General features: G+C 29.3%; 25 protein-coding genes. 22 read left to right on the top strand and 3 right to left on the bottom strand.

The features are described from left to right. Positions 1-6 precede the first annotated feature (6 nt). Genes OY14_00560 through OY14_00540 form a run of 5 tightly spaced genes read left to right on the top strand, consistent with a single transcriptional unit; the run spans position 7 to position 3102 of the window. On the top strand, positions 7-426 hold the full coding sequence (locus OY14_00560) for a 30S ribosomal protein S6 (GenBank protein AJA89960.1): 420 nt from the start codon (positions 7-9) through the stop codon (positions 424-426). Positions 427-437: 11 nt separating this feature from the next. Beyond that, entirely contained in the window at positions 438-887 is a 450-nt protein-coding gene (locus tag OY14_00555; GenBank protein ID AJA89959.1) for a single-stranded DNA-binding protein, read from the top strand. A 15-nt stretch (positions 888-902) separates the two neighbouring features. Then, positions 903-1193 carry a 30S ribosomal protein S18 gene (locus OY14_00550; protein ID AJA89958.1) on the top strand — a complete coding sequence of 97 codons (291 nt, stop codon included), beginning with the start codon at positions 903-905 and terminating at the stop codon, positions 1191-1193. A gap of 16 nt (positions 1194-1209) precedes the next feature. Further along, positions 1210-1731, top strand: a complete 522-nt coding sequence (locus tag OY14_00545; GenBank protein AJA89957.1) for a 50S ribosomal protein L9 — start codon at positions 1210-1212, stop codon at positions 1729-1731. A 3-nt stretch (positions 1732-1734) separates the two neighbouring features. Then, positions 1735-3102 carry a DNA helicase gene (locus OY14_00540; protein ID AJA89956.1) on the top strand — a complete coding sequence of 456 codons (1368 nt, stop codon included), beginning with the start codon at positions 1735-1737 and terminating at the stop codon, positions 3100-3102. A gap of 7 nt (positions 3103-3109) precedes the next feature. Here the strand turns inward: OY14_00540 and OY14_00535 are convergent, their stop codons facing one another. Continuing rightward, positions 3110-4474 (bottom strand): hypothetical protein, encoded by a 1365-nt coding sequence (locus tag OY14_00535; protein AJA89955.1) that lies wholly within the window; start codon positions 4472-4474, stop codon positions 3110-3112. A 149-nt stretch (positions 4475-4623) separates the two neighbouring features. On the opposite strand from OY14_00535, the gene OY14_00530 reads away from it, so the two are divergent. From OY14_00530 to OY14_00500, 7 genes are all read left to right on the top strand, one after another. Next, positions 4624-5820 carry an acetyl-CoA acetyltransferase gene (locus tag OY14_00530; GenBank protein ID AJA89954.1) on the top strand — a complete coding sequence of 399 codons (1197 nt, stop codon included), beginning with the start codon at positions 4624-4626 and terminating at the stop codon, positions 5818-5820. Positions 5821-5899: 79 nt separating this feature from the next. Next, positions 5900-6910 (top strand): membrane protein, encoded by a 1011-nt coding sequence (locus OY14_00525; protein ID AJA89953.1) that lies wholly within the window; start codon positions 5900-5902, stop codon positions 6908-6910. Positions 6911-6947: 37 nt separating this feature from the next. Continuing rightward, positions 6948-7376, top strand: a complete 429-nt coding sequence (locus OY14_00520; protein AJA90624.1) for an antitermination protein NusB — start codon at positions 6948-6950, stop codon at positions 7374-7376. Then, positions 7363-9030, top strand: coding sequence for a hypothetical protein (locus OY14_00515; GenBank protein AJA89952.1), 1668 nt, complete (start codon positions 7363-7365; stop codon positions 9028-9030). The genes OY14_00520 and OY14_00515 overlap by 14 nt, the downstream gene beginning before the upstream one ends. Next, on the top strand, positions 9023-9778 hold the full coding sequence (locus OY14_00510) for a methionine aminopeptidase (GenBank protein AJA89951.1): 756 nt from the start codon (positions 9023-9025) through the stop codon (positions 9776-9778). The genes OY14_00515 and OY14_00510 overlap by 8 nt, the downstream gene beginning before the upstream one ends. A 58-nt stretch (positions 9779-9836) precedes the next feature. Continuing rightward, a complete protein-coding gene (locus OY14_00505) occupies positions 9837-11261 on the top strand; it encodes a serine protease (protein ID AJA89950.1) in 1425 nt (474 codons plus the stop codon). A 158-nt stretch (positions 11262-11419) separates the two neighbouring features. Continuing rightward, positions 11420-12013, top strand: coding sequence for a phosphoribosyl transferase (locus tag OY14_00500; GenBank protein ID AJA89949.1), 594 nt, complete (start codon positions 11420-11422; stop codon positions 12011-12013). On the opposite strand, the gene OY14_00495 is transcribed toward OY14_00500, so the two are convergent. Together OY14_00495 and OY14_00490 are read right to left on the bottom strand one after the other, a co-directional pair. Further along, positions 12010-12516, bottom strand: coding sequence for a hypothetical protein (locus tag OY14_00495; protein AJA89948.1), 507 nt, complete (start codon positions 12514-12516; stop codon positions 12010-12012). The two genes, OY14_00500 and OY14_00495, sit on opposite strands and share 4 nt — an antisense overlap. A 20-nt stretch (positions 12517-12536) precedes the next feature. Beyond that, positions 12537-13925, bottom strand: coding sequence for an asparaginyl-tRNA synthetase (locus tag OY14_00490; protein AJA89947.1), 1389 nt, complete (start codon positions 13923-13925; stop codon positions 12537-12539). Positions 13926-14091: 166 nt separating this feature from the next. On the opposite strand from OY14_00490, the gene OY14_00485 reads away from it, so the two are divergent. From OY14_00485 to OY14_00440, 10 genes are all read left to right on the top strand, one after another. Beyond that, positions 14092-14874 (top strand): glutamate racemase, encoded by a 783-nt coding sequence (locus tag OY14_00485; protein ID AJA89946.1) that lies wholly within the window; start codon positions 14092-14094, stop codon positions 14872-14874. After that, positions 14871-15794: a ribosome biogenesis GTPase RsgA gene (locus OY14_00480; protein ID AJA89945.1), complete on the top strand. Its 924-nt coding sequence runs from the start codon at positions 14871-14873 to the stop codon at positions 15792-15794. The genes OY14_00485 and OY14_00480 overlap by 4 nt, the downstream gene beginning before the upstream one ends. Continuing rightward, entirely contained in the window at positions 15784-18120 is a 2337-nt protein-coding gene (locus OY14_00475; protein AJA89944.1) for a DNA mismatch repair protein MutS, read from the top strand. Before OY14_00480 ends, OY14_00475 begins: the two co-directional genes overlap by 11 nt. Positions 18121-18125: 5 nt before the next feature. Continuing rightward, positions 18126-18512: a hypothetical protein gene (locus OY14_00470; GenBank protein ID AJA89943.1), complete on the top strand. Its 387-nt coding sequence runs from the start codon at positions 18126-18128 to the stop codon at positions 18510-18512. 172 nt (positions 18513-18684) lie between these two features. Beyond that, entirely contained in the window at positions 18685-19284 is a 600-nt protein-coding gene (locus tag OY14_00465) for an ATP synthase subunit E (protein AJA89942.1), read from the top strand. Positions 19285-19293: 9 nt separating this feature from the next. Beyond that, the gene (locus OY14_00460; protein ID AJA89941.1) at positions 19294-19839 is read left to right on the top strand and encodes a hypothetical protein; all 546 of its coding nucleotides are present in this window, start codon (positions 19294-19296) and stop codon (positions 19837-19839) included. Positions 19840-19852: 13 nt separating this feature from the next. After that, entirely contained in the window at positions 19853-21580 is a 1728-nt protein-coding gene (locus tag OY14_00455; GenBank protein ID AJA90623.1) for an ATP synthase subunit A, read from the top strand. A 20-nt stretch (positions 21581-21600) separates the two neighbouring features. After that, positions 21601-22905, top strand: a complete 1305-nt coding sequence (locus OY14_00450) for an ATP synthase subunit B (protein AJA89940.1) — start codon at positions 21601-21603, stop codon at positions 22903-22905. Positions 22906-22907: 2 nt separating this feature from the next. Continuing rightward, positions 22908-23504 carry an ATP synthase subunit D gene (locus OY14_00445; protein AJA89939.1) on the top strand — a complete coding sequence of 199 codons (597 nt, stop codon included), beginning with the start codon at positions 22908-22910 and terminating at the stop codon, positions 23502-23504. Between the two features lie 10 nt (positions 23505-23514). Further along, positions 23515-25344, top strand: a complete 1830-nt coding sequence (locus OY14_00440; protein AJA89938.1) for an ATP synthase subunit I — start codon at positions 23515-23517, stop codon at positions 25342-25344. The last annotated feature ends 5 nt before the right edge of the window (positions 25345-25349 follow it).

The raw sequence follows: 25349 nt of genomic DNA, 5'->3' as shown, positions 1-25349 counted from the left end.
TTAATAATGATTAAAAGATATGAGGCGTGTTTTTTGTTTAAAAGTGAGGAGATTGAGTATAAGGGTTCCTTGGAAGAGGTTAAAAAGTGCTTAGAATCGTTTGGTGCAACTAATATTGTTAGTAATTCTATTGGAGAAAGAGCCTTAGAATATCCCATCAAAAAGCAGGCTAGGGGTCGTTATGAAATAATAGAATTTAGCATGGAAGGTAATAATTTGAAAGAGCTTGAATCAAGGCTTAAGTTGATTAAAAACTTGCTTAGGCATATGATTTTGGTCAAAATAGTTAGAAAGATTAATACTAAAAAAATCAAAAGAAGAAGTTTTAGAGAGTTTAGAGACAATATTGATAAAGACAATCTTAGAGCTGTCCCTAAGGTGGAAACGCCAATAGTTTCTGAAAGCATAGATGTACAGGAAAAATAAGAGGTTTTTAAATGGCTGATATTAATTCATTAGTATTATCTGGTAGGCTTACAAGAGATTCTGAGCTTTTTTATACAGAAAGTGGTATGGCTGTTCTTAGGTTTTCTTTAGCTAATAATAGAAGGCTGAAAAAAAATGATGAATGGATTGATTATCCACAATATTTTGATTGTGTTATTTTTTCAAAAAGGGCCGAGAGTCTCAATGATTATTTGAAAAAGGGGAAGCAAGTTGTGGTAAGTGGATCTCTTAAGTACGAAAGTTGGCAAGATAAGAATACAGGTGATAAGAGAAGTAAGGTGAATATATTTGTGGATAACTTGCAAATGTTTAGTTCAGGTTCTAATACTCTTCAAATGCAGGATTCAGATGTTGATAGCTTAGCAAATAACAAAAGAGAAGATGCAATTAAGGATATTGATATTGTTGATGATAAGTTTAGCGAAGATATACCTTTTTAATGGAGTTTAAATGTTATGTATAAAGATAGAGATGTAAATCAAAGAGATTCAAGATTCGAAAATCAGCAAGACGGTTTTAAAAAAAATTCAAATTTCAGATTTTTTAAGAGAAAGTCATGTAGATTTTGTGATTCTGGCAAACATCCTGATTATAAGGATTTTGATTTTCTTAAAAAGTTTATTACAGAGCAAGGTAAAATTTTGCCTAGAAGGATTACTGGAACTTCTGCTAAGCATCAAAGGCGCTTGGCATTAGAAGTTAAACGGGCAAGATATATGGCTTTGCTGCCTTTTGTAAAAAAATAGTTATTTAGGGGTAATGATGAAAGTGATCTTAAAGGAAGATTTTATTAATCTTGGGAGAGAAGGTGATACTGTAGAGGTAAAAGATGGGTTTGCAAGAAATTATTTGTTACCTAAAGGCTTTGCAGTTTTTTCAAATAAACACAATATTGAGATTTTTAATCAAAAAAGAAGATCAATATTGAAAAAGCAAGAAACAAAAAAACAAATTGCCAATGATCTTAAATCTAAGCTTGATCTTGTTAAATTAGAATTTTTTATGAAATCTAATGATTCTGGCAAATTATTTCATAGCATTAACAGTTTAAATATTGCCGATGAGCTTTTTAAACTTGGTTTTGATATAGAGAGAAGAAAAATAGATATACATCATGGAACTTTAAAGGCTTTTGGAACTTACGATGTAACAATTAAGCTTTATGAAGGTATTAATTCTATTGTTAAAGTGGAAATAAAAAAAGAAGAAAAGCAAGAGGGTAAAAAGTCTTTAAATAAAAAGTCGAATAAAGTGGATGAGGAAGCTGGAAGAGAAGAGGTGTAGTTTGTGGCTTTAGCAGCTTTTTCAAATTCTGCACTTCTTTTTAATGATGGTGCAGAAAAAGCCGTAATTTCTAGTATATTTTATAATTCAGATAAATTAGAGCAAATTGCTTTTCATGTAAGAGCTGATGATTTTTATAATGAGACCCACAAGTTGATTTTTAAAGCAATGGTTTCGCTTTATGAAAAAAGGGAAAATATTGATCCTATTACTGTTTTTGAAGAAGTATCTAAGCATGTTTCCAAAACACAACTTTTGGTTAAAAAAGATTTAATTAATTTGCCAGATTATTTAGATTCACTTTCAGTATATTTGCCAACAGATAGAACTATAAATGTTTATGCGAAAATTGTAAAAGAGCAAAGTGTTCGTAGAAGTATTTTAAATGTTTCTAAAGAGCTTAATGACTATATAAATGATTCAACAAAAACTATTAATGAGGTTGTTGAAGAGTCTCAACAAAAGATTCTTTCAATTGAATTAGATTATTCTAGTAAAAACCTTTATCATGCTAAAATTATTGCAGAACGTGTTCATAACGAGATATATGAACGTAGCATGAAGAAAAAGGAAGCAAATTTTGGCATTCCAAGTGGTTTTAGAAAAGTTGACTCTCTTATTGGGGGGTTTAGAAATAGTGATTTTATTATCGTTGGTGCTCGTCCTAGTATTGGTAAAACAGCGTTTGCCTTAAATATTGCATCTGCTATAGCATTGAGGAAAGAAGGAAAGAAAAAAGTAGGATTTTTTTCTCTTGAAATGACAGCGGATGCTTTAATAAAAAGAATAATATCGTCTCAGTCTTGTATTGATAGCTTTAAAGTTCAAAATAGCATTTTATCTGGACAAGAGATAAAATTATTAAACGATATTGTAAATGAAATTAGTGATTCTGAGCTTTATATTGAAGATACACCTAATATTAGTTTGCTAACTTTAGCAACTCAAGCTAGGAAGCTTAAACGATTTTATAGTATAGATATAATATTTGTTGATTATATCAGCCTTATTTCTTTTGAAACAAAAAATCTTCCAAGACATGAACAAGTTGCGTCTATTAGTAAATCTCTTAAAGAGCTTGCTAGAGAACTTGAAATTCCTATTGTTGCACTGTCTCAGCTTACAAGAGATACAGAAGGGCGTGAACCTAATCTTGCTAGTCTAAGGGAATCGGGTGCATTAGAGCAAGATGCTGATATTGTAATTTTACTTCATAGGGATAAAGATTTTAAATTTGAATCTTCTGCTGAGATAGAGCCAATAGAAACTAAGGTGATTGTAGCAAAACATAGAAATGGGCCTACAGGTAGAGCAGATATATTGTTTTTACCCCACATTACTAAGTTTGTTAACAAAGATCATCAATATTAAAATGTTATTATTTAATGACTATTCCAATTCCTAAATAATTAAAGTTAATAGAATGTTTTTCTAATTGTTTTTTATCTAGATTATAGGCTAGAGGAACATAATTAACTTTTGAGTATATTTTGAAAATATACTTGGTGTTGTGGTATTTTAGCATTTCGAACAAAAGTCCCAATTCATTTTCAATGCCGGTTTGAAAAACGTTTTTTATTCGGATTGGTCTGAAGATGTTTTTAATGTCTTGGTTATTTTGATTATAGGCAAAAAATAGTCCCGAAATTATATAAGGATTGAATGTTTTTTGAGGAAAAAGTTCATACATAATACCTGACGATAATCGATTTGTAAAACTATTAGTTTCATTGTAATTAGTGTAATAATTTGTTGATATTGAAAAGTAATATTTAAGGTTTTCATTTATTTTATAAAATATTGAATTTCTTATTTTAAATGGGATCATAATATCAAATCCAAAGTAAAAGTTATTACTTATAATATTAAGTTCATTTTTTGATTTTGGCATTTCTATGTATTTCCCAGGTGTAATAATTATTCCAAATCCCCCAACGCTTAAAAAATTTTCTTTGGGTGAAAAATTTTTAATGTTTAAATTATTTGTTATGAAAAAATTTTTAGAGTAAAGACGGTAGTTTATTCCAATTCCTGTTTCTGCTTCTTGTATTTTTGAATATGTTTTAAGGCTTTCAATTTGATTTTGAGTTTGGGCATAAAGCTTTAAATCAAATCCAATATTTTCGTTTTTCAAGGTAATTCCGATACTGTTTTTAATAAAGTAGTCTGCTAAATAAGATAATTCTATATAATTTTCTAAATTTAAAAAATTCATAAAAGAGTAATTTAGTGCAAAACTTAAAAATCCTCTGTAATTATAGCTGTCATAACTTTTTCTACTTGGAATTGGTCGATGTTGGTTTAATAAGAGGTGGATTAGTTTTTGCGTTAAGTATCCCCCCCAGTTTCCAAATAACAAATTTTTAATACCAATTCCTAAGTCTATTTCCCCAAAATTTTTTCCATTTATTAGCAATAAGATTGGAAAGTAGTACATAAAACCTATTTCAATTAAGTCTGCTCTACTGATTAAGGATTCAAGTGAGTCTTTATAACCTCTATAAGTTAACATGTGTGCTTCTAGATTTATTATAAAATTGTATTTTGAAGCATAGGTGAAAATTAGAGAACCACTTCTCAAATCATCAAAAAAATCGCTTAATGAAAATCCAAATCCATCATTTAGTATTTCAAAATAATATTTATCAACACCCTCATTTTTGTATTGAATTGCGTGATTATAAGAATAAGCGTTTAAAGTGGAAATTATAAATATTATTAAAAGTATTTTTTTAAAGTGCATTTCAACTTAAATTATAACACTTTAGTCTGTTTATTAAGCAATTCAGGTCAAATAGTTTATTTTTTATTGAATAAATTTAGTTTTTATGCTGGGCTATTGTATTGTATAATTCAAGGAGGTTAGCTAAGACTTTAGGAGTAGTTGTTATTATGAAAAAAAAGGTAGTTATTGTTGATGGGCTTAGAACGCCTATCACCAAGTTTGGGGGTTCTTTTAAGGGCCTAGATATTATTGATGAATCTTCAAAAGTTGTTAAAGCTTTACTTGGGAGAAATAAGTTGTGCAAAGTAGATGAGGTCATCATTGGGAATGTAATATCTGCAGGACTTGGTCAAAATATTGCCAGACAAATTGCTTTAAAGTCTAGTTTGGGTGATGCTGTGCCCGCATTTAGTGTTAATAAAGTTTGTGGTTCTGGTCTTAAAGCTTTGGAGATTGCATTTAATTCTATTGTTCTTGGAGACAATGATATTGTTTTAGCTGGAGGAGTGGAAGATTTAACCAATTCCCCTTATTTATTGCCAAGAAAGATTAGGTTTGATGGTCTTAGATTTGGTGATCTTAGGCTTGAGGATTCAATCCAAAAAGATGCTTTAGTAGATTCTTTAAATTTTATTTCTATGGGACTTACAGCAGAAAATCTTTCAGAAAAATATGGAATAACAAGGGATATGCAAGATGAATTTGCATATAATTCTCATGTAAAGGCATTAAAAGCAAGAGAGCTTGGGTATTTTGAAGATGAAATTTATCCTTTAACTATTTTTGATAAAAAGACCAATTCTAGTAGGGTTGTTTCGATTGATGAGGAAGTAAGAGATAATTTAACTTTGAATAAGCTGGCATCCCTTAATCCTGTTTTCAAAGAATCAGGGACAGTAACTGCTGGAAATTCTTCTAGTTTAAATGATGGGGCCTGTTTTTTAATTTTAGCAAGTGAAGAAAAAGTAAAAAGCTTAGGAATAAAACCATTGGCTTATATTGGGGGATTTAAAAGCATAGGACTTGATCCGCTTTATATGGGTTTTGGAGCTTATATAGCTATTGAAGGTATTATTAATAAATTGAGCTTAAACCCCAGTGAAATAGACTTGATTGAGGTGAATGAAGCATTTGCGGTTCAAGCATTAAGCATTGAAAAGGCTTTATTTAAAAGATATAATATAACTAGTGATATTATTAATGTAAATGGTGGATCTATTGCTTTGGGACATCCATTTGCAGTTAGTGGTTCAAGAATTTTATTAACGCTTTCTCGTTCTATGAAAATGCAAAATAAGACGAAGGGGATAGTATCTGCTTGTGTCGGCGGTGGACAAGGAATTTCTAGTTTTTTGTATAGATGAAAATGTTTTATTAACTAGATTTAAATGTAAAATTTTGTTAAATTAGTGGGTAAGTGATTCTTTAATAAGAGGTTATGCTATGAAGAGGTTTTTATTTTTGATAATATTGGGAACTATGGGGATTAACTCTTTTGCTCAGAATACTCCTGTTGCTATTATTAATTTATATAAAAATGAAATTATTACTAAAACCGGTTTTGATTCTAAGGTCGATATATTTAAAAAGACTCAGGGCAGAGATTTGACTGTTGCTGAGAAAAAGCAAGTTTTGCAGGTTTTAATAGCAGATGTTCTTTTCAGCCAAGAGGCTTTGCAACAAGGAATTAAGATTTCAGATGATGAGGTTATGCAAACAATTAGGGCTCAATTTGGACTTTTAAATTTTACTGATGAGCAAATCAAGCAGATGATAGAAAAACAAGGTACAAATTGGGGAGAGCTTTTGTCTTCAATGAAAAGATCTTTGTCTTCTCAAAAGCTTGTTTTAAAGCAAGCTCAGCCCAAGTTTTCTGAAATTAAAACTCCTAGTGAGAAAGAAATTATTGAGTACTATGAAGCTAATAAAACCAAGTTTGTAAATCCCGACATTTCAAGGGTTAGTCATGTATTTTTTTCTACTAAGGATAAAAAAAGATCAGATATTTTAGATCAAGCAAAAAATATTTTAAGCCAAATAAGATCAAAAAAAATTACTTTTGAAGAAGCTGTAAGAAAATATTCAAATGATGAGTCTTCTAAAGCCAAAAATGGCGATCTTGGTTTTTTGTCAAGGGGTGATCAAAATGCTCAAAATCTTCTTGGAGCTGATTTTATGAAAGAGGTTTTTAATTTTAATAAGGGTGATATATCTTCACCTATTGCTTCAAAGGAAGGATTTCATATTATTAAAATTACAGAAAAATATGCTCAGAGATTTTTAGGTTTGAATGATAAAGTGTCGCCTACTACAGATTTAATTGTAAAAGATGCAATAAGGAATAATATGGTTAATTTTCAGCAACAGCAAATTGTTGTTCAAGTGCAGCAGGATATGTATGCTAAACTTAATAAGTCCGCAAATATACAAATTTTGGATTCTAGTCTAAAATAAGGCATGTTTTTATTTGTATAGTTTTGGTATGGATTTAATGCATGAAGTTAGAGTTTTGGCTTTTCAAAAGATTTATAGTATTGATATTAATCAAAATGCAATGGATGATATTTTTGATATTTTTAATATTGAAGACAGAGTATTAGAGATAGAAAATGAATCTATTAAATCGTTTTATTCTTCTTTAGTAAATGGTACTTTTAATAATTTAGAACATATTGATAGCTTGATTAGGGATATTTCTTGGAATTGGTCTTTGGATCGCATGGATAAGGTTGATCTTGCAATACTTAGAATGAGTGTTTATTCTATGAAGTTCCAGAATTTTGGAAATTCAAAACGTGCTGTAATTGATGAGGCTATTTTGATTGCCAAGAAATATGGCAGTAAAAACTCTTATAAGTTTATAAATGGCATACTTGATGCTTTATTGAAAAATATGGAGAATTGTATTGAAAAAAAGTAAAACTTTATTGACCGTTGTATTATTTTTATTATCGGTTTCTTTAGGTGTTTTTTATTTCTATTTTAATCCCAACATTTTGTATTTTTTAAAAGGCAAGAAAGATTTTAGCAAGCTGATTATAGAAATTGATTCTTATCTTGAGAAAAAAAAATTTGCTGATGCAAAAAAAGCAATAAAGTTTTCATCATATTATGCTAATACTGAATTTAAGTGGTTGGCTCTTATTAAAAGAGCTAAGGTCTGGGCTTTAAATACAAAAGACTATCGTCTTATGGGGGATATAGTAAATCTTAGTGTTAAAGTTTTGCCAGGTAATTTGAAGCTAAGAGCTTTGGAAGTTTATTCTAAGCTTAAAATTGGGTCTTTAAAAGATGCTTATAGAATTGCAAATCAGTATCTTGTAAATCGTGAAGATTATCGGGGCCTTTATGATGAAGTTTTTATTAAAAATTTAAGTGCAGATAATAAGGTTTTAAATTTTAACAAATTTATTGATAAAATCTATAGAGAAAAGGATGCCCGTGTTTTTGAAGAGATAGGTTTAAATCTTAAAAATAATGCGTTTTTAGTAAATGCAATGCTTTTATATATAGAGAAAAAAAACATAGATGCTGCTAAGCGTATACTTTTTAAAATTAAAGAGGACAAAGATTTTTCCAAAGAGCTTGCATATATTTCATACAATCTTAATGATTTGGATTTTACAATTTCCAATCTTAAGTTCATTGAAAATAAAGATGATCCCACTTTGCTTTTTTTACTTGCTGATGCTTATTTTAGGAAAGGGGATATTAAAAATGCTAAGAATGAATATTTAAAACTTTATACAAAATTCCCTGATTACAATGTTCTTGTTTATTTAAATCTTGCACTTATAGCTAATAATGAGAATGACCCTAAAAGAGCAATTTCTTATTTAAATAAGGCTAATGAAGTGTTTAAAGACAATAAGGCGATAAGTTATTATTTGGCAAATATATATTTTAGAATTAAAAATTATGTTAAAGCTAATGAAATTATAGCTAATTACAAAGAAGATCCTTTATTTTTTAAAATTTATTTTGCGTTAAATTATTCAAACGCTGAGTATGAAGCAAAGAAATCTTATTTGTGGCGATTATTTTACAAGACAGAGTACGATTCTAATATTGCTCAGTTTTTGGCTTGGAATTTGTTGCTTTATTCGGATTTAAAGGATTTAGATTTATTTTTTAAAATTTATAATTTTTCTGAAAACAAACAATATTGGTATGATTTTTATAAATTTTATTATTATTTTCTTAAAAGAGATTTTGTTAATTCAAAAAGAGTAATTTTTGACAATAAATTTCAAAAATATGTGTTTGGAGTTAATTATAATCTTGGAGTTTTAAGCTTTTTTGAAAAGGATTATAAGGAAGCAGAGAGATATTTTAATAAAGGAATATCTTTATTGCCTAGTAGTTTTTATGATAAAGATTCTAATACTCATTATGAGCGTGAGTTTGTATCAAAAATTCACTTAAAACAAGGAATTAATTATCTTTATTTGGGAGAAATGGAAAAAGGGAAAGAGTCTATTTTGGCTTCTTATTCTTTTTACGAAACCGATGAAGGAAAGCTTTATAAAAATATGATAGATACGCTTAGAGAAAGGAATTTAAATTTTGACTAAACTGAGATTAAAATCTAGAGATGAAATTGAAAAAATAAAAGCTTCAGCAAGACTGTTAGCACTTACTTTGTTAGAAGTCGAAAGAAATATTGTTCCTGGTATTAGCACCAAGGAACTTGATTTGATAGCTTATGATTTTATTATTAAAAATAGAGCTAAACCCGCTTTTAAAGGGTATCATGGGTTTAAAGGTACTATTTGTGCATCTGTTAATGAAGAGGTTATCCACGGTATTCCTGGCAAGAGAAAGCTAGCTTATGGGGATATTATTAGTGTTGATTGTGGAGTCATTCTTGATGGATTTTATAGCGATATGGCAAAAACTTTTAAAGTGGGAAGTGTGGATTCTAGTATTGAAAAGCTTTTAGAAGTCACAAGTGCCTCTCTTTACAAAGGTATTGCTGAGATGAAAGTAGGGAATAGAATTTTAGATATATCAAAAGCAATAGAAGGATATATAAAACCGTTTGGCTTTGGAATAGTTAGAGAATATACAGGTCATGGTGTTGGATTTCAACTTCATGAAGAACCAAGCGTTCCCAATTATTATGCTCCGTTTTTTAAAAACATTAGAATTCAGGAGGGTATGGTTTTGGCTATTGAGCCTATGGTAAACTTAAGGGGGCATGAAGTTTCAATAAAAAATGATGGTTGGACTGTTTTTGCATCTGATCTAAGTTATTCTGCACATTTTGAACATACTGTTGCAGTTGTAGATGGATTGCCTTTAATTTTAAGTGAAGTTTAAATTTTAAATTAATCAAATATTATTTATAAAATAAAGTAATTATGTGGAGGTTATAAAAGTGGAAAAAAAGTTTTTTTCTGGATTTATTCTCAGTTTTTTGGCTTTGAGTATTGGGTTTTTTATTGGAATGCATTATTTAGATTATAATAGAAGCAACATTGTCTTTGCAGAAGAAAAGGGCAATACAGTGCAGGCCTTACAAGATTCTTTTAGAGAAGTTTCCAAAAAAATTTTACCATCATCTGTAGAAGTTCATGCAACAGGGGTAATTAAGCAGAGTTTTCCTATTCCATTTTTCTTTTTTGATATGCCAGAATTTGATTCTGAGAGAAAAAGCAATTGGGCGGGATCTGGAGTAATAATTGGTAGAGATTCCAAAAAAAAATCATTATTTTATGTGGTTACAAATAGTCATGTAGTAGATAAGGCGATTGAACTTGAAGTTGTATCTTATGATAAGAAAAAGCATAAAGCCAAGTTAATTGGCAAGGATGAAAAAAAAGATATTGCTCTTATTAGTTTTGAAAGTGAGGATTCAACTATTCAAGTAGCTGATCTTGGAGATAGTGATAAGCTTGAAATAGGCGATTGGGTTATGGCTGTAGGCAGTCCTTTTCAATTTAGTTTTACAGTTACAGCAGGCATTGTAAGTGGATTGCAACGTTCTGCAAATCCTAATTTACAATCAAGGAATTTATTTATTCAAACTGATGCTGCAATCAATAGAGGTAATTCGGGTGGCCCTCTCGTAAACATAAAAGGCGAAGTTATTGGGATTAATGCTTGGATAGCATCAAATTCTGGTGGAAATATTGGGTTAGGTTTTGCAATTCCTGTTAACAACATTAAAAGTACTGTAGATTTTTTTCTTAAGGGTAAGAAAATTGAATCAGCGTGGCTTGGAATTTCTTTTTACCCTTTAAAAACAAGGGATTCTGAAGTGTTAAAAAGCTTGGGATCTAAAGGCGATGATGTTTCAGCCGCGATTATTGCTTCTCTTTATCCAGGCTCGCCTGCTATTAAGTCAGGGCTTAGAGCGGGGGATATTATTATGAAGGTTAATGGGGTTCCTATGAGTATTTTCCAGGATGTTACATCATACATCAGTGATTTTTATGCTGGTGAGAAAGTAAATGTGGAAATTTTAAGAGGCAGTGTTAAAAAAAATATTAATATTGTTCTTGCTGTTAGACCTAAGGACAAAGAACTCTCTTCTTCAAAAATGCTTCCAGGTTTTGTGGTGTATCCATTAGTTGAGGAAATTAAAACTCAGCTGAATTTAAGAAATTGGATTAAAGGTGTTGTTGTCGATTATATTGATAAAAATTCAGCATCAAATATTAAGATGAAATCGGGAGATGTAATTATTTCTGTAAATTCAAAAAGTGTTTCTAATTTAAGAGAATTTTATGATGCTCTTGAGATTGGAAAAAATACTTATAAAATTTTAAGAGGAAACGATTCTTTTGATATTTCATTTTAGTAAATTTTGTTTTTGGGTTAAGAGCTGATCTTAGCCCTTTTTTGCGCTTTATTTTAGGTTATAGTATCTTTTGTACAAAGATTTATGTTACTATCTTGCAAGTAAAACATTTTGATTAAATAAAATTTATTGTTGTTAAGAAGGGATAAGTTTGAATTATGAAAAAATATGTTTCTTATGAAGAGATAAGAATTAATGGTTTTAAGCTTGCTTATAAAATTTATAAAGATGGATTTATTCCAGATATTATGTATGTCTCTTTAAGAGGGGGAGCCTATCTTGGCAATATTATTAGTGAATTTTTTAAATTTGTGAAAGTAGACAAACCCCTTCTATATGCTGCTGTTGTTGCTAGATCTTATGATATTCTCAATGAGCAAAAAGAGATAATGATAGATGGATGGACTTATGATCCAAAATATCTAAGAGCAGGTGATAAAGTGTTATTTGTTGATGATATTTTTGATACAGGTCGTACTATTGTTTATTTGCGAGGAGAAGTTTTAAAAAAGGGTATAGAGAATAAAAATGTTAGAATAGCAGTTTATGATTATAAGAATCATGGTTTTGTAGATTATGTTCCTGATTATTATGTTAATAAATATTCTAACCAAGAGGAATTAAATACTTGGATTCATTATGGAAATCATGAGTTAATAGGTTTGCATGAAAATGAATATAAAAATAGTTTTCAATATATAGATGATGAGCTTAGTGAAGTTTTAAAATTTTTGGCAAAAAAGAAATCTTAATTATTGTTTTCTATATATTCTATTGTGGTGTATCCTTTTGTTTGTAACATTTTAATTATTATTCCCAGATTGTCTTTTAATATTGGGCCTATTAGTGCATGAGTTTTTTCGGTTTTAACTGGGAATTTATTAGTATTTTTTATGGCTTCAAAGGTATCATTTTGGTGTCTAGGATAAACTTTAACATAACTATTTGTTGCAAAGAAGAAGTGTCTATCGGACTTGTTTGCACTTTTTTGATTGGTGTTGTTGCTTAAATTTTTGTTAGGGTAATTAATTTTTTTTGATTTTTGTATGTATATATTGGAATTTGTATCTTTTTTAAAAATCGATTCTTTTTGAGAATTTGAATTTTTATTGTAAGTCTTAGGATTTTTTTTGATGCTTGTTTCGACATTTGAAAATAATTCTAATTTATTGCTTAATTCTTTATCTTTTATTGGAAATAATGTCGTTACAAAAAGAAAAAGTGGCATTAATTTATATATTTTTGAGAATATCATTTCCTTTTCCTTTAGTTTGATTAAAAATAAAGATTTTTAGGAGTTCTTGGGAATGGTATTGAATCTCTTATATTAGATATTCCTGTTGAATATTGCACCAATCTTTCAAGTCCAAGTCCAAAGCCAGAATGAGGAGCAGATCCAAATCTTCTTAGATCAAGATACCAGTTTAGATGCTCAATGTTTAGATTTAATTCTTTTATTCTATTTTCTAATTTTTGTAAGTCATCTTCTCTTTCACTTCCTCCTATAATCTCTCCAATTCTTGGAACAAGCACGTCCATTCCTTTAACGGTTTTGTTGTCTTTGTTTATTTTCATATAAAATGCTTTAAAATTTTTTGGATAGTCAATGACTACTACTGGTTTTTTGAAAGTCTCTTCTGTTAAGTATCTCTCATGATCTGTTTGCAGATCTATTCCCCAGTAAGGTTTTATTTCAAAATTTTTTTTTGAGCTTTCAAGAATTTCAATTGCTTTAGTATAGGTAATAACCTCAAAATTTGAATTTATTACGGTTTCTAGCTTTTTAATTAAACCTTTTTCAATGTAGTTTTCTAAAAAATCCATATCTTGTGAGCATTCGTTTAAGATTGAACTTAAAAGATATTTCAAGAGATCTTCTGCTAGTCTAATATTGTCATCAAGTTTGTAAAAAGCCATTTCAGGTTCTATCATCCAAAATTCTGAAGCGTGACGTGTAGTGTTGGAATTTTCTGCTCTAAATGTTGGACCGAATGTATATATTTTAGTTAAAGCCATTGCATATGCTTCTCCGTGCAATTGTCCGGTGACAGAGAGAAAAGCTTCTTTTCCAAAAAAATCGTTTTTAAAATCAATATTGTTGGATTCATTAGCTGGGGTATTAAATTTTAGTGTGGAGACTCTAAACATTTCTCCAGCACCTTCTCCATCATTTGATGTGATTATTGGTGTATTAATATAAAAAAAACCATTTTTTTGAAAATATTCATGAATTTTGTATGAAATTTTATTTCTTACCCTAGCAATAGCTCCAAATGTGTTGGTTCTTATTCTTAAATGGGGAATTTCTCTTAAAAATTCAAAAGTATGTCTTTTTTTTTGTAGCGGGTAAGTTTCTTGATTTGATTCTCCGATTATATCAAAATTATCTGTTTTTATTTCGTAATTTTGTCCTTTTGCAGGGCTTTTCACTAGTAAGCCTGTTAATGATATACTTGTCCCTGTTGTTAATTTTTTTAGATCCTTTTCATCAAATTGATTTTCTTCTTCGTTTATTACAGCTTGAATTCCTTTAAGTGTTGAGCCGTCATTAATTTCTATAAATCCAATCTTACCATTACTTCTTTTGGTTCTAATCCAGCCGTTTATTGTAACATTGCTGTTTGGAATTGGATTTTCTAAAATATCTTTAATACTTGCAAACATTTTATTTATCACCCTAAATACTTATTAATATATTTCTAAATCAATTTTATTATAGCTTAAAACTTTTTTTAAAAGAAACCATTTAACAATTTTTATTATTTTAATTCTTGAAATTAACTTTGTTAATATTTATACTTTAACTTTTAGGGGTAATTATTATTTTGTAATGAAAAATTTCAAAGAAGTAATAATTGTTTTTGATTCAGGAATTGGGGGACTTTCTTATTTTAAATATATTAAAAGAAAAATAGAAGGGTACCAATATGTTTATGTTGCTGATAATCAAAATTTTCCTTATGGAGAAAAAAGCCCAGAATATCTTTTAGAAGCAGTTTTGTTTTTAATTGATAGACTTCAGAAAGTCTACAATGTTAGCGCATTAATTTTGGCTTGTAATACAATTTCTGTTAGTGTATACAATAAATTAAATTTTGTTTTTCCTGTAATTTACACTTTGCCGGCAGTGAGTTTGGTTCCAGAACTTGCTTTAAAAAAAGTTCTTTTGATTGCAACAAATACTACTATTGATAGCCAATTTGTTAAGGATCAGGAAAATGTGCATAAAGATTTGATTGTAAAAGCTGCTGGAGAGCTTGTTAATTTTGTTGAATATGGGAAAGAGTATAGACAAGATGCTCTTAGATGTTTGGAAGCTTTAAAATCAGAAGTTATAAGCACTAGTAGAGAGATTGTTTTTCTTGGGTGTACACATTATTTGCATCTTAAGAGAATGATAGAAGATTTTTTAAAAATTCCTGTTTATGAGAATCGTGAACTAGTGGTGCAAAGTCTTACTAGATTAATGAATTTTTCTGAATATAAAGGTAAATATTATAAAAATGGTGTTGATTTTGAAGATGAGTTTTATTTAACTAAAAATGAAAATTTGGGTTTTTATCAAAGTTTTTGCAAAAAATATAATCTCCATTTTAAAGGAATGATATTTTGAATTATCTTGAATTTGAGGTTATTTGGGGAGTTAATAATATATATTCTATTTTAGAGCTTGGCAGTAAATTGATTTATGAAGGAATTTTTAAAGGTAAGGTGTTAGAAACAGGCTATAAGGAGTATAGTCCTTTAGTTCCAGGAGATATAGTTTTAGGGTATGTTTATAGTTTTCGTAAGGTATATATTGATAAGCGAGTGAGTAGAAAAAATATCCTTTGGCGTTATAACAAAAAGGCAGATCTTAGACAGACAATTGTTTCTAATGTTGACAATGTTTTGATTGTAAATTCTGCTAATTTTCCTGAGATAAAGAATTTTTTTATTGACAGAGTTTTGGTTGTTGCAGAAGAGCAAAATATTACTCCTTTTATTGTGATTAATAAAATTGATAAAGGAATAAGTCAAAGGGCTAAAGAGTTTTCTGAAATTTATGAAAATCTAGGATATAAGGTTTTAAAAACCTCTGTTAAAACTTTTGAGGGTATTAAAGAAGTAAAAGAGGTTTTAAAAAATTCAAGAACTTCTTTTATTGGTCAGTCTGGAGTTGGTAAATCTTCTTTAATAAATTTGATTGATTCAAGAGCTTCTCAATCAGTAAATGAAATTTCACATAGGTATTCTAGAGGAAAACACACCACTGTTTATTCCATATCATTTCATTCTGAGAGTGGGATAATAGTTGATACTCCCGGAATAAAGGAGTTTGGAGTTGAAACATTGCCCCTTGAGGATCTTAAGCATTATTTTAAGGAGTTTGAAAATTTTTCTAGTTTTTGTAAATATAAATCTTGCTTACACGTAAGTGAGCCTTTTTGTTCTGTTGTAGGCTCTTTGGGCAATGGAATTTCTAGGTTTAGGTATGAAAGTTATTTAAAAATTTTGTCAGAGCTTAAAAATTATAAAAATTATGCAAGATAAATATTTAAGAAATATTGATTTTTATGAAATTTTATCTTTGGTGTCTAAATACGTTTCTAATCCAGACACTGTTGATTTACTAAATAATCAAAAAATATTAAAAACAAGAGAAAGTTTAGAGAAGATGTTTTCCTTTGTAAATCTCATTAGAATGTTTTTCGAGAGCTTTAAAGGATATCCAAATTCTTTTATAAATAGTTTGAAATATACAATTTCATTCTTGTCAAAAGAAAATTCAAGAGTTTCTATTGAAAATTTGAGAGATATTGTAGGGTTTTTAGATGAGGTTTTGAAAATAAATTTATTTTTGAATAAAAACAGTGATATTAAGCATATTAATACTCAGATTTTATCTGATTTATTATTTTTAAGTCCAGAGTTAAAAAGTTTGCTTAGTGAATTGAAAGATTATATAGATATTGATTCTCTTGAATTAAAAAGTGGCGTTGTTAAAGAATATGATTCGATTGAATTTGAAATCAAAAATTTAAATAGGCGAGTTGAAAAACAGATAAAAAGAATAATTAGCTTTAATTCAGAATATTTGGCTTCTAATTTTGTTTATTATAAATCTAATAAATATACTATTGCTCTTAAGTCTAATTTTAAAGGTAAAATCAAGGGAAATGTTATTTCTGTTTCTTCTTCAGGTGAAACATTTTATATTGAACCGAATGAAGTTGTAAGTGATAGCAATAGGTTAAATTATTTGAATTTAGAAAAAAAAAGAATAATTTTGAAAATTTTACAGAGTTTATCTGGTAAAGTTCATAACAACATTGTTCTTTTAGCTAATCTTTATGATAATTTTTTGTATTACGATTCTTTAAAAGCACGAGCAATTTATGGAATCAAAACTAAAGGAGTATTTCCTGAGATTTCAAATGTATTAAATATTTTGGGCGCGCAGCATCCTTTGTTAAAGGATGCAAAGCCCATAACTTTTACTCCTGATGAGAACCGTGTTATCATTATTACTGGTCCTAATGCTGGTGGAAAAACAGTAACTTTAAAGACAGTTGGACTTCTTAGTGCAATGTTTCAATTTGGGATCCCTATTGTTGTTAGTGAGTCTAGTACTTTTAGAATTTTTGACAATATTTTTATTGATATTGGCGATGAACAATCAATTCCCAATTCTCTTTCAACTTTTTCAAGCCACATGAGTAATATTTCTTATATTTTAAAACATGCTACAAAAAATAGCCTTGTAATATTTGATGAATTTTGTTCAGGAACAGATATTGATCAAGGTCAGGCGCTTGCTATTTCAATTCTTGAACATTTGATTATTATTGATGCTTATGTTTTAATATCGACTCATTATAATGCTCTTAAATATTTTGCATATACTAATGAGGGTGTTATTAATGCTTCGATGCGTATGGATTTAAAGACAATGCAACCTGATTATAATTTGATTTTTTCCATTCCCGGTGAAAGTTTTGCGTTTAATGTTGCTAGTAAAGTTTTGATTGACGACAGTATATTAGCTCGTGCTAATGAAATTTATTTATCACAAAAAACAGAAATTAATAAAATTTTAGAAAAATTAATAGAGAAAGAAAAAGATCTGCTTTTAGTTAAAGAAAACATGAATAAAAAATTAATCCAAATAGAATTTCAAGAAAAAAAAGTAGAAAATATTTATCAAAATCTTTTGTTAAAAGAAAAAAGTATTGAGATGGAGCTTTTAAATGAACAGAATGAATTTTTAAGAAATTCAAGAAAAGTTTTAGAAAATTTAGTTAGAGAAATAAAAGAGGGAAATATTAGTATTGCCAAGAATAAAACTTTTATAGCACATTTAGAAAAAAATATAGATTTCAAGTCAAGTAGAATAAATTCTCTTAGTAATAAGAGAAATGTGGCAGTAGATTTTAAAGTAGGAGACAGAGTTAGAGTAATTGATTCTAATGTAAAAGGAGAAATAGTTGGGATTTCAAAAAAGAAGATTACTGTTAATGTAGGTGCTTTTAATGTTAGTGTTTCTAGTTCAAAACTATCTTTGGAAGATTTTGAAGAGCACAAAAAAGGTGTAAATAAAAATTTTAGCTTCTCAATTGATTATAATAAGGAAGATTTATTCAGTCTTACTGTTGATATTAGGGGCATGAGATCTGTTGATGCCCTAGACTTTTTGAATAAGAAAATAGATAATATTATATTAAATGGCATTAGTAAATTTGAGATTATTCATGGAAAAGGGGAAGGGTGTCTTATGAGGGAAGTTCACAACTTGTTAAAAGGATTAAAATTTGTTAAGAAGTATTATTTTGCTCATCCTAGTGATGGAGGGGCTGGAAAAACTATAGTTGAGATTTGATTTAAGTGAATATAGCAAAATTTGATGAATTTGAAAATGTATTGTTTCATATTTGTCTTGATGTTGATTTTGTGCTTGAAGATGAATTTGGTAATTTTTACGATATTCATCCTAATAGGCCTTTTAGGGGTAAAGCTGCAAATGGCCTATTAGACGGTCTTTTTAGTGTTACAACAACTTTTACATCAGGTTATGGGTCAAAGTTTGGACGAGGTTATTTGATTATTATTGAGATATTAACTTTAAATTTTGTTGATGGTGAATTTCGGGATACGATAAATAGAAGGGGTATTGAGATTTTTAGAAAAGGGATTAAAAATAAGTTTCCAAGCAAAAACCTTGATATAGTGCTTGATGGCAATGTTTATAAAATTATTGGGCAATTCTTTTAATGGTTGTCTTATTTCTAATAATTTAGTAATTAATATATTCTCTTAAGAAGCGCTATTATTTTATTAGTAGTAATAAATTTTTTGATATTAAGAATTTATTGTATACTTTTTAAGGATTTGTTTGCTAAAAGTGTTAAGTTATTATTTTTATGTTGTATGACAAGGAGTTTTAATGCAGTTTGAAGTAAAGGACCTGATAAATAAAATTAAAAAAGATGGGCTTGAAGAAGCTGAGAGAGTATCTAATGATATTATCTTGAAAGCTAAAAAAGAGGCAGAAGAAATAGTTTTTAAAGCAGAAGAAGCTGCTAGAGTATTAAAAGCAAAATCAGAAAGCGAAGTTAATGATTATAAATCTCATGCGCTTGAAGCTTCTCGTCAGGCAATCAGAGATTTAATTATTGGTGTTGAAAAGAATCTTAAATCTCTTTTTGAAAATGCTTTAAGAGATAATGTGGTAGAAACTTTTAGTGATAATAATTTTTTAGCAGAGCTTATTATTAAAGTAACAGATTATTGGATTAAAGAGGAAAAATTAGTTATTCATTTAAATGAATCTGATTTTTCTAGCTTAGAATATATTTTAAGGCTAAAACTTGGTAATAAGCTTGAGCAAGGAATAGAGCTTAAGCCTTTTAAAGGTATAAACAAAGGTTTTAAGATTCAGAAAAAGAATATTGGTTTGTATTATGATTTTTCAGTGGATACTATTGCAGACATTCTTTTTGATTATCTTAATCCAAGATTTAAGGAAGTTGTAAAAGTGGTTTAGGAGACTTTTGTGTTGGATTCATATTATTATGTTTTATCTTCTTTGCCTTATATTGATTTAAAATCTCCAAAAAATTACAGTGTTTCGGATTTTTTGAATAATGTCGAAATTTCTTTAAGCAAAAAAGACTTCAATTTTTTAAAAGGGTTACTAGAATTCAAGGTAGATAAGGGTAAATCAAGAGTTGTTGATCTTTTTTTTGATTTTGAAGATACAATCAGATATACACTTGCAGCTTTAAGGGCAGAAAAATTGGGGTTGTCTAAGGATTTTTATTTAGAATCTGTTTATTTTTCGAGCTATTATTTAATTATTTTGAGAAATATTTGTTTGAAAGAGAGTTCTTTTGAAATAGAATTGGATCTTGACCTTCTTAAGTGGCAATTTTTGACTAATCTTGAGGTTGGGCATGAATTTGATTTTGAAAAAATAATAATTTATTTTTTAAAGTTAAGGTTATTTTTAAGACATAATTTATTTAAAGAAAAGTTGGGTATTCAAAATTTTGACAGTATTTGCCAAAATTTGATTGAGAAAACCAATAAAAAAGTTTAGAAAAGGAATTTTAATGGAGACAAAAGGAAAAGTCGTTGGAGTAAATGGTAACTTAGTTACTATTGAGGTAGAAGGCCCAGTTTCTATGAATGAAGTTTTATTTGTAAAGACCGCTGGTCGAAATTTAAAAGCAGAAGTAATTCGTGTTAGAGGCAATGAAGTTGATGCACAAGTTTTTGAATTGACAAAAGGGATATCGGTTGGAGATGGGGTTGAATTTACAGATAAACTCTTAACAGTTGAATTGGGGCCCGGTCTTTTAACTCAAGTGTATGATGGGCTTCAAAATCCTTTGCCTGAGCTAGCTATTAAATGTGGATTCTTTTTAGAAAGGGGAGTGTATTTAAGATCCTTGAATAAAGATAAAAAATGGAATTTTAAAAAAACTTCCAAAGTTGGAGACAGTGTTATTGCGGGAGATTTTTTGGGTTTTGTGGTTGAAGGCACCATTCATCATCAAATAATGGTTCCATTTTATAAAAGAGATTCTTATAAAATTGTAGAGCTCGCAAATGATGGGGATTACTCGATTGATGACCAAATTGCTGTAATTGAAGATGATTCTGGTATGCGCCATAAGATTACTATGTCTTTTCATTGGCCTGTTAAAATCCCTATTACTAATTATAAAGAACGACTTATTCCTAGTGAGCCTATGATAACTCAAACTAGAATCATAGATACATTTTTTCCGGTTGCAAAAGGAGGAACTTTTTGTATCCCAGGTCCTTTTGGAGCTGGAAAAACAGTTCTTCAGCAGGTTACAAGTCGAAATGCTGATGTTGATGTGGTGATTATTGCAGCTTGTGGTGAAAGAGCAGGAGAAGTTGTAGAAACTCTTAAGGAATTTCCCGAACTTATAGATCCAAAAACCGGTAAATCTTTAATGGATAGAACTTGCATTATTTGTAACACGTCTTCAATGCCAGTTGCGGCTCGAGAAGCCTCAGTTTATACTGCGATTACTATTGGTGAGTATTATAGGCAGATGGGGCTTGATATCCTGCTTTTAGCAGATTCAACTTCAAGATGGGCACAAGCTATGAGGGAAATGTCTGGTCGACTTGAGGAGATTCCTGGTGAAGAGGCTTTTCCAGCTTATCTTGAATCTGTTATTGCTTCATTTTATGAAAGAGCAGGTATTGTAGTTCTTAATAGCGGTGACATTGGATCTGTAACAGTTGGTGGTTCTGTAAGTCCCGCTGGTGGTAATTTTGAAGAGCCAGTAACTCAAGCAACTTTAAAGGTTGTGGGAGCATTTCATGGGCTTACAAGGGAAAGATCTGATGCTAGAAAATTTCCAGCTATTAGCCCTCTTGAATCTTGGAGCAAATATAAAGGTGTCATTGACATTAAAAAGACAGAATATGCAAGATCTTTTTTGGTAAAGGGTAACGAAATCAATCAAATGATGAAAGTTGTTGGTGAAGAGGGAATAAGTAATGAGGATTTTTTAATTTATTTGAAATCTGAACTGCTTGATTCGTGTTATTTACAACAAAATTCATTTGATTCTGTTGATGCAGCTGTTAATTCAGAGCGTCAAAATTATATGTTTGATATAGTTTATAACATTCTTAAATCTGATTTTGAGTTTTCTGATAAGCTTCAAGCAAGAGATTTTATAAATGAATTAAGGCAAAATCTTTTAGATATGAATCTTTCTTCTTTTAAAGAATATAAGTTTAATAAATTGGAGCATGCTTTGAGTGAATTGGTAAGCTCTAAAAAGGTAATTTAGGGGGTTGGAGAGATATATATATGAAAAGAGTCTACAGCAAAATAGAGTCTATAGCAGGCAATGTAATAACTGTTAAAGCTCAAGGTATTAAGTATGGTGAGCTTGCTATTGTGAAGGCAAAAGACACAAGTTCTCTAGCTGAAGTAATTAAACTTGATAGAGAAAAAGTCTCTCTTCAAGTTTATGGTGGTACAAGGGGTGTTTCCACTTCAGATGAAATAAAATTTTTAGGGCATTCAATGCAAGTTTCATTTTCTGATAATTTGTTGGGCAGAATTTTTGATGGTTCTGGAAATCCTAGGGATGGGGGTCCTTTTCTTGATGATAGTTTGATTGAAATTGGGGGTCCTTCTGCCAATCCTGCAAAACGAATTGTTCCTAGAAATATGATAAGAACAGGTCTTCCAATGATAGATGTTTTTAATACTCTTGTTGAATCTCAAAAATTACCTATATTTTCGGTTTCTGGTGAACCTTATAATGAGCTTCTTGTAAGAATTGCGCTTCAAGCAGAGGTTGATTTGATAATTCTTGGTGGAATGGGGCTCAAGCATGATGATTATTTGACTTTTAAAGATTCTTTAGAAAAAGGAGGTGCTTTAAGTAGAACAATTTTTTTTGTTCATACCGCTAATGATTCTGTTGTTGAATCTTTAACTGTTCCTGATATTTCGCTTTCTGTTGCTGAAAAATTTGCTCTTAAGGGTAAAAAAGTTTTAGTTCTTCTTACGGATATGACAAATTTTGCTGATGCAATGAAAGAAATATCTATTACGATGGAACAAGTGCCTTCTAACAGAGGTTATCCTGGAGATTTATATTCTCAGCTTGCATATCGTTATGAGAAGGCGATTGATTTTGAAGGTGCAGGATCGATTACAATACTTGCAGTTACAACTATGCCAGGTGATGATGTTACTCATCCTGTTCCTGATAATACTGGGTATATTACAGAAGGTCAGTACTATTTAAAAGGTGGCAGAATAGAACCTTTTGGATCTCTTTCAAGACTTAAACAAATGGTAAATGGTAAAACTAGAGACGATCACAGGACTATAATGGATTCGATGATTAAGCTTTATGCATCTTCAAAGGAGTCTGTAGAAAAGAAGGCTATGGGGTTTAGTATGACTAAGTGGGATGAAAAATTACTCAAGTATAGCAATATGTTTGAAAGTAAGATGATGGATTTATCTGTTAATATTCCTTTGGAAGAGGCTTTGGATTTGGGTTGGGACATTCTTGCTAGTTGTTTTAGTCCAAAAGAAACAGGAATAAAAACAGATCTTATAGAAAAGTATTGGCCTAAGAAAGAGGCCTATTGATTATGTCTAAAATTAAATTGACTAAAAATGATCTTAAGAAGCAAAAAGATGAGCTTAGGATGTTTAAAAGATATTTACCTACTTTGCAGCTTAAGAAACAACAACTTTATATGGAAATTATTAGAATTGAGAATTCTTACAGAATTAAAATTCTTGAGCAACAAAAACTTAAGGATAATATTTCTAATTGGATTTCTCTTTTTAGTGAAAAATTTCCTTTTGAGAGTTGGATTCAAGTAAAAACAGTGGTCAAGAAATCTTTAAATATTGCAGGGGTTGCAATCCCTGTATTCAATTCTATTGAATATGAAAATATAAGGCATGACCTACTTTTTACTCCTTATTGGGTAGATAAGGGGATTGAAATTCTTAAAAATGTGATTCAAATTGATGTAGAACTTAAAATTTTAAAAAAACAGATTGATTTACTTTTAAAGGAGTTTCGAGTAACATCTCAGAGAGTTAATTTATTTGAGAAAGTTATGATACCGACAGCTAAGTTTAATATAAAAAAAATTAATATATATCTTGGAGATCAGCAAACTGCAGCTGTTGTGAGAGGTAAAATTGCTAAGTCTAGTTTGACTAAAAAAAAATAGGAACAAGCTTATGATTGTAAAAATGAAAAAAGTTTTACTTTTGACTTTATCAAAATATAAAAAAGAATCATTAGAGGTTTTAAGAGATTTTGGAGCAGTTCATATTAATTCTTGCAATAAAAATTCAGATTCTTTAAAAAAGAGCATTGATAATCAGCGAATTTTAATACAAGCTTTTTCGCTACTTAAGGAAGATGGAGGTGTTAAGACTTTAAAATCTTCTAATGGAAATTTTTTAGATATTGCAAAAAGTATCATTAATCTAGGCAATGAGATTAAGGAATTTCAAGATATAAAACAATCTTTATTGCATGAAAAGGATTTGATTTCTGTTTGGGGAAATTTTTCTTTAGATTATATTAGCAAATTGAAAGAATCTAATATTTATATTCAGTTTTTTAAAATCCAAAAAAGTGAATATAAAAATTTGTTAAGAGATCCTAATATTAATGTGCTTTTGATTAAAAATGTAAAAAACACTTCTTATTTTGTTAGTGTTGGTGAGTTTGAGCAAAAAATAGAAATTGCTGATGAGTTTAAGTTTGATTTTGATCTTGATTATATTAATAATAAATTAAAGGTTGTAGATGAGATCTTAGATCAAAAATTGACTCAAATTTCTCTTTTTAATAAATACATTGATATTTTAAGAGATGAGATAAAAAATTACGATCAAATTGTAGAGTTTGAACAGGTTTTAGCTGATATGCAAACTGATTTTGAGGATTTTTCGTATATTACAGGATTTATTCCAGCTGAAAGTCAAGAATCTCTTAAAAATTCAGTTTTAAAAGTAGGTTTTGCAGTTCAATTTGCAGATCCTGGAGAAAATGATTTTATTCCAACTTATATAAAAAGAAAAGGAATTGCCAATTTAGCTGCGCCTATTTTTAATATTTTAGAGACAATTCCTGGGTATAAAGAAAGGGATATAAGTTTTATTTTTATGTTATTTTTCTTTGTATTTTTTGGTATGATAATAGGTGATGCTGCTTATGGGGTGATATTTTTTTTGATAGGAATTTTGCTTAGTTTGGGTTTTATTTTTAAAGGGAAGTCCTTAACTCCAATTCATGGTTTAATATTTTATCTTAGTGTTTCATCGATACTTTATGGTTCTATGACTGGGACTTGGTTTGGTAGTCCTTTAGTGCTTGAAATGTTTCCTATTTTGAATTCGTTTAAAATTAGTTATTTGACAGAGAAAAATAGTGTACAAAATATTATTTTTATCTGCTTTTCAATAGGAGTTTTGCAAATTTCATTGGCTCACGCTTGGAATTTTTTCAGACAAATAAAAGAAAAGCCCCACATTCATTCAATTGCTCAGATTGGTTGGCTTATAGGTATAGTTGGCCTTTATTACCTTGTTTTGAATTTAATACTCAGTCAATCTAGATTTCCTATGCATAATGTTGTTTATAATATGATATATTTTGGCGTTGCACTTGTATTTGTTTTTGGAAAGCAAGATGGTTCAAATTTTTTTAAGTGTATATTGAAAAGTTTTGGAGGTATTATAGAACAATTTTTAACCACTGTATCGGGATTTGCAGACATAATATCTTATATTAGACTTTTTGCAGTTGGGCTTGCAGGACTTTCAATCTCTGAAAGCTTTAATGCCATGTCAATACCTTTGTTAAAATCTTCTAATATTGGTCTTATAATAGTTGGAGTTATTGTTATACTTTTTGGACATGTTTTAAATATAATGCTATCTTTACTTTCAGTGGTTGTTCATGGTGTAAGGCTTAATATGCTTGAATTTTCAAATCATTTAGGACAAGAATGGAGTGGATATGCGTATAAGCCTTTTAGAAAAATAAAAAACAAATAAAAAGG

The organism is Borreliella chilensis, assembly GCA_000808095.1.
GTDB lineage: Bacteria > Spirochaetota > Spirochaetia > Borreliales > Borreliaceae > Borreliella > Borreliella chilensis.
Note: the sequence above shows the minus strand (reverse complement) of the source record. Positions and strands in the feature narration are given on the sequence as shown.

Bases quoted from the DNA above. Each gene is read 5' to 3' on its own strand.
- OY14_00560 (AJA89960.1), top strand. From the start codon at position 7: ATGATTAAAAGATATGAGGCGTGTTTTTTGTTTAAAAGTGAGGAGATT.
- OY14_00555 (AJA89959.1), top strand. From the start codon at position 438: ATGGCTGATATTAATTCATTAGTATTATCTGGTAGGCTTACAAGAGAT.
- OY14_00550 (AJA89958.1), top strand. From the start codon at position 903: ATGTATAAAGATAGAGATGTAAATCAAAGAGATTCAAGATTCGAAAAT.
- OY14_00545 (AJA89957.1), top strand. From the start codon at position 1,210: ATGAAAGTGATCTTAAAGGAAGATTTTATTAATCTTGGGAGAGAAGGT.
- OY14_00535 (AJA89955.1), bottom strand. From the start codon at position 4,474: ATGCACTTTAAAAAAATACTTTTAATAATATTTATAATTTCCACTTTA.
- OY14_00530 (AJA89954.1), top strand. From the start codon at position 4,624: ATGAAAAAAAAGGTAGTTATTGTTGATGGGCTTAGAACGCCTATCACC.
- OY14_00525 (AJA89953.1), top strand. From the start codon at position 5,900: ATGAAGAGGTTTTTATTTTTGATAATATTGGGAACTATGGGGATTAAC.
- OY14_00520 (AJA90624.1), top strand. From the start codon at position 6,948: ATGCATGAAGTTAGAGTTTTGGCTTTTCAAAAGATTTATAGTATTGAT.
- OY14_00500 (AJA89949.1), top strand. From the start codon at position 11,420: ATGAAAAAATATGTTTCTTATGAAGAGATAAGAATTAATGGTTTTAAG.
- OY14_00495 (AJA89948.1), bottom strand. From the start codon at position 12,516: ATGATATTCTCAAAAATATATAAATTAATGCCACTTTTTCTTTTTGTA.
- OY14_00490 (AJA89947.1), bottom strand. From the start codon at position 13,925: ATGTTTGCAAGTATTAAAGATATTTTAGAAAATCCAATTCCAAACAGC.
- OY14_00485 (AJA89946.1), top strand. From the start codon at position 14,092: ATGAAAAATTTCAAAGAAGTAATAATTGTTTTTGATTCAGGAATTGGG.
- OY14_00475 (AJA89944.1), top strand. From the start codon at position 15,784: ATGCAAGATAAATATTTAAGAAATATTGATTTTTATGAAATTTTATCT.
- OY14_00465 (AJA89942.1), top strand. From the start codon at position 18,685: ATGCAGTTTGAAGTAAAGGACCTGATAAATAAAATTAAAAAAGATGGG.
- OY14_00455 (AJA90623.1), top strand. From the start codon at position 19,853: ATGGAGACAAAAGGAAAAGTCGTTGGAGTAAATGGTAACTTAGTTACT.
- OY14_00450 (AJA89940.1), top strand. From the start codon at position 21,601: ATGAAAAGAGTCTACAGCAAAATAGAGTCTATAGCAGGCAATGTAATA.
- OY14_00445 (AJA89939.1), top strand. From the start codon at position 22,908: ATGTCTAAAATTAAATTGACTAAAAATGATCTTAAGAAGCAAAAAGAT.
- OY14_00440 (AJA89938.1), top strand. From the start codon at position 23,515: ATGATTGTAAAAATGAAAAAAGTTTTACTTTTGACTTTATCAAAATAT.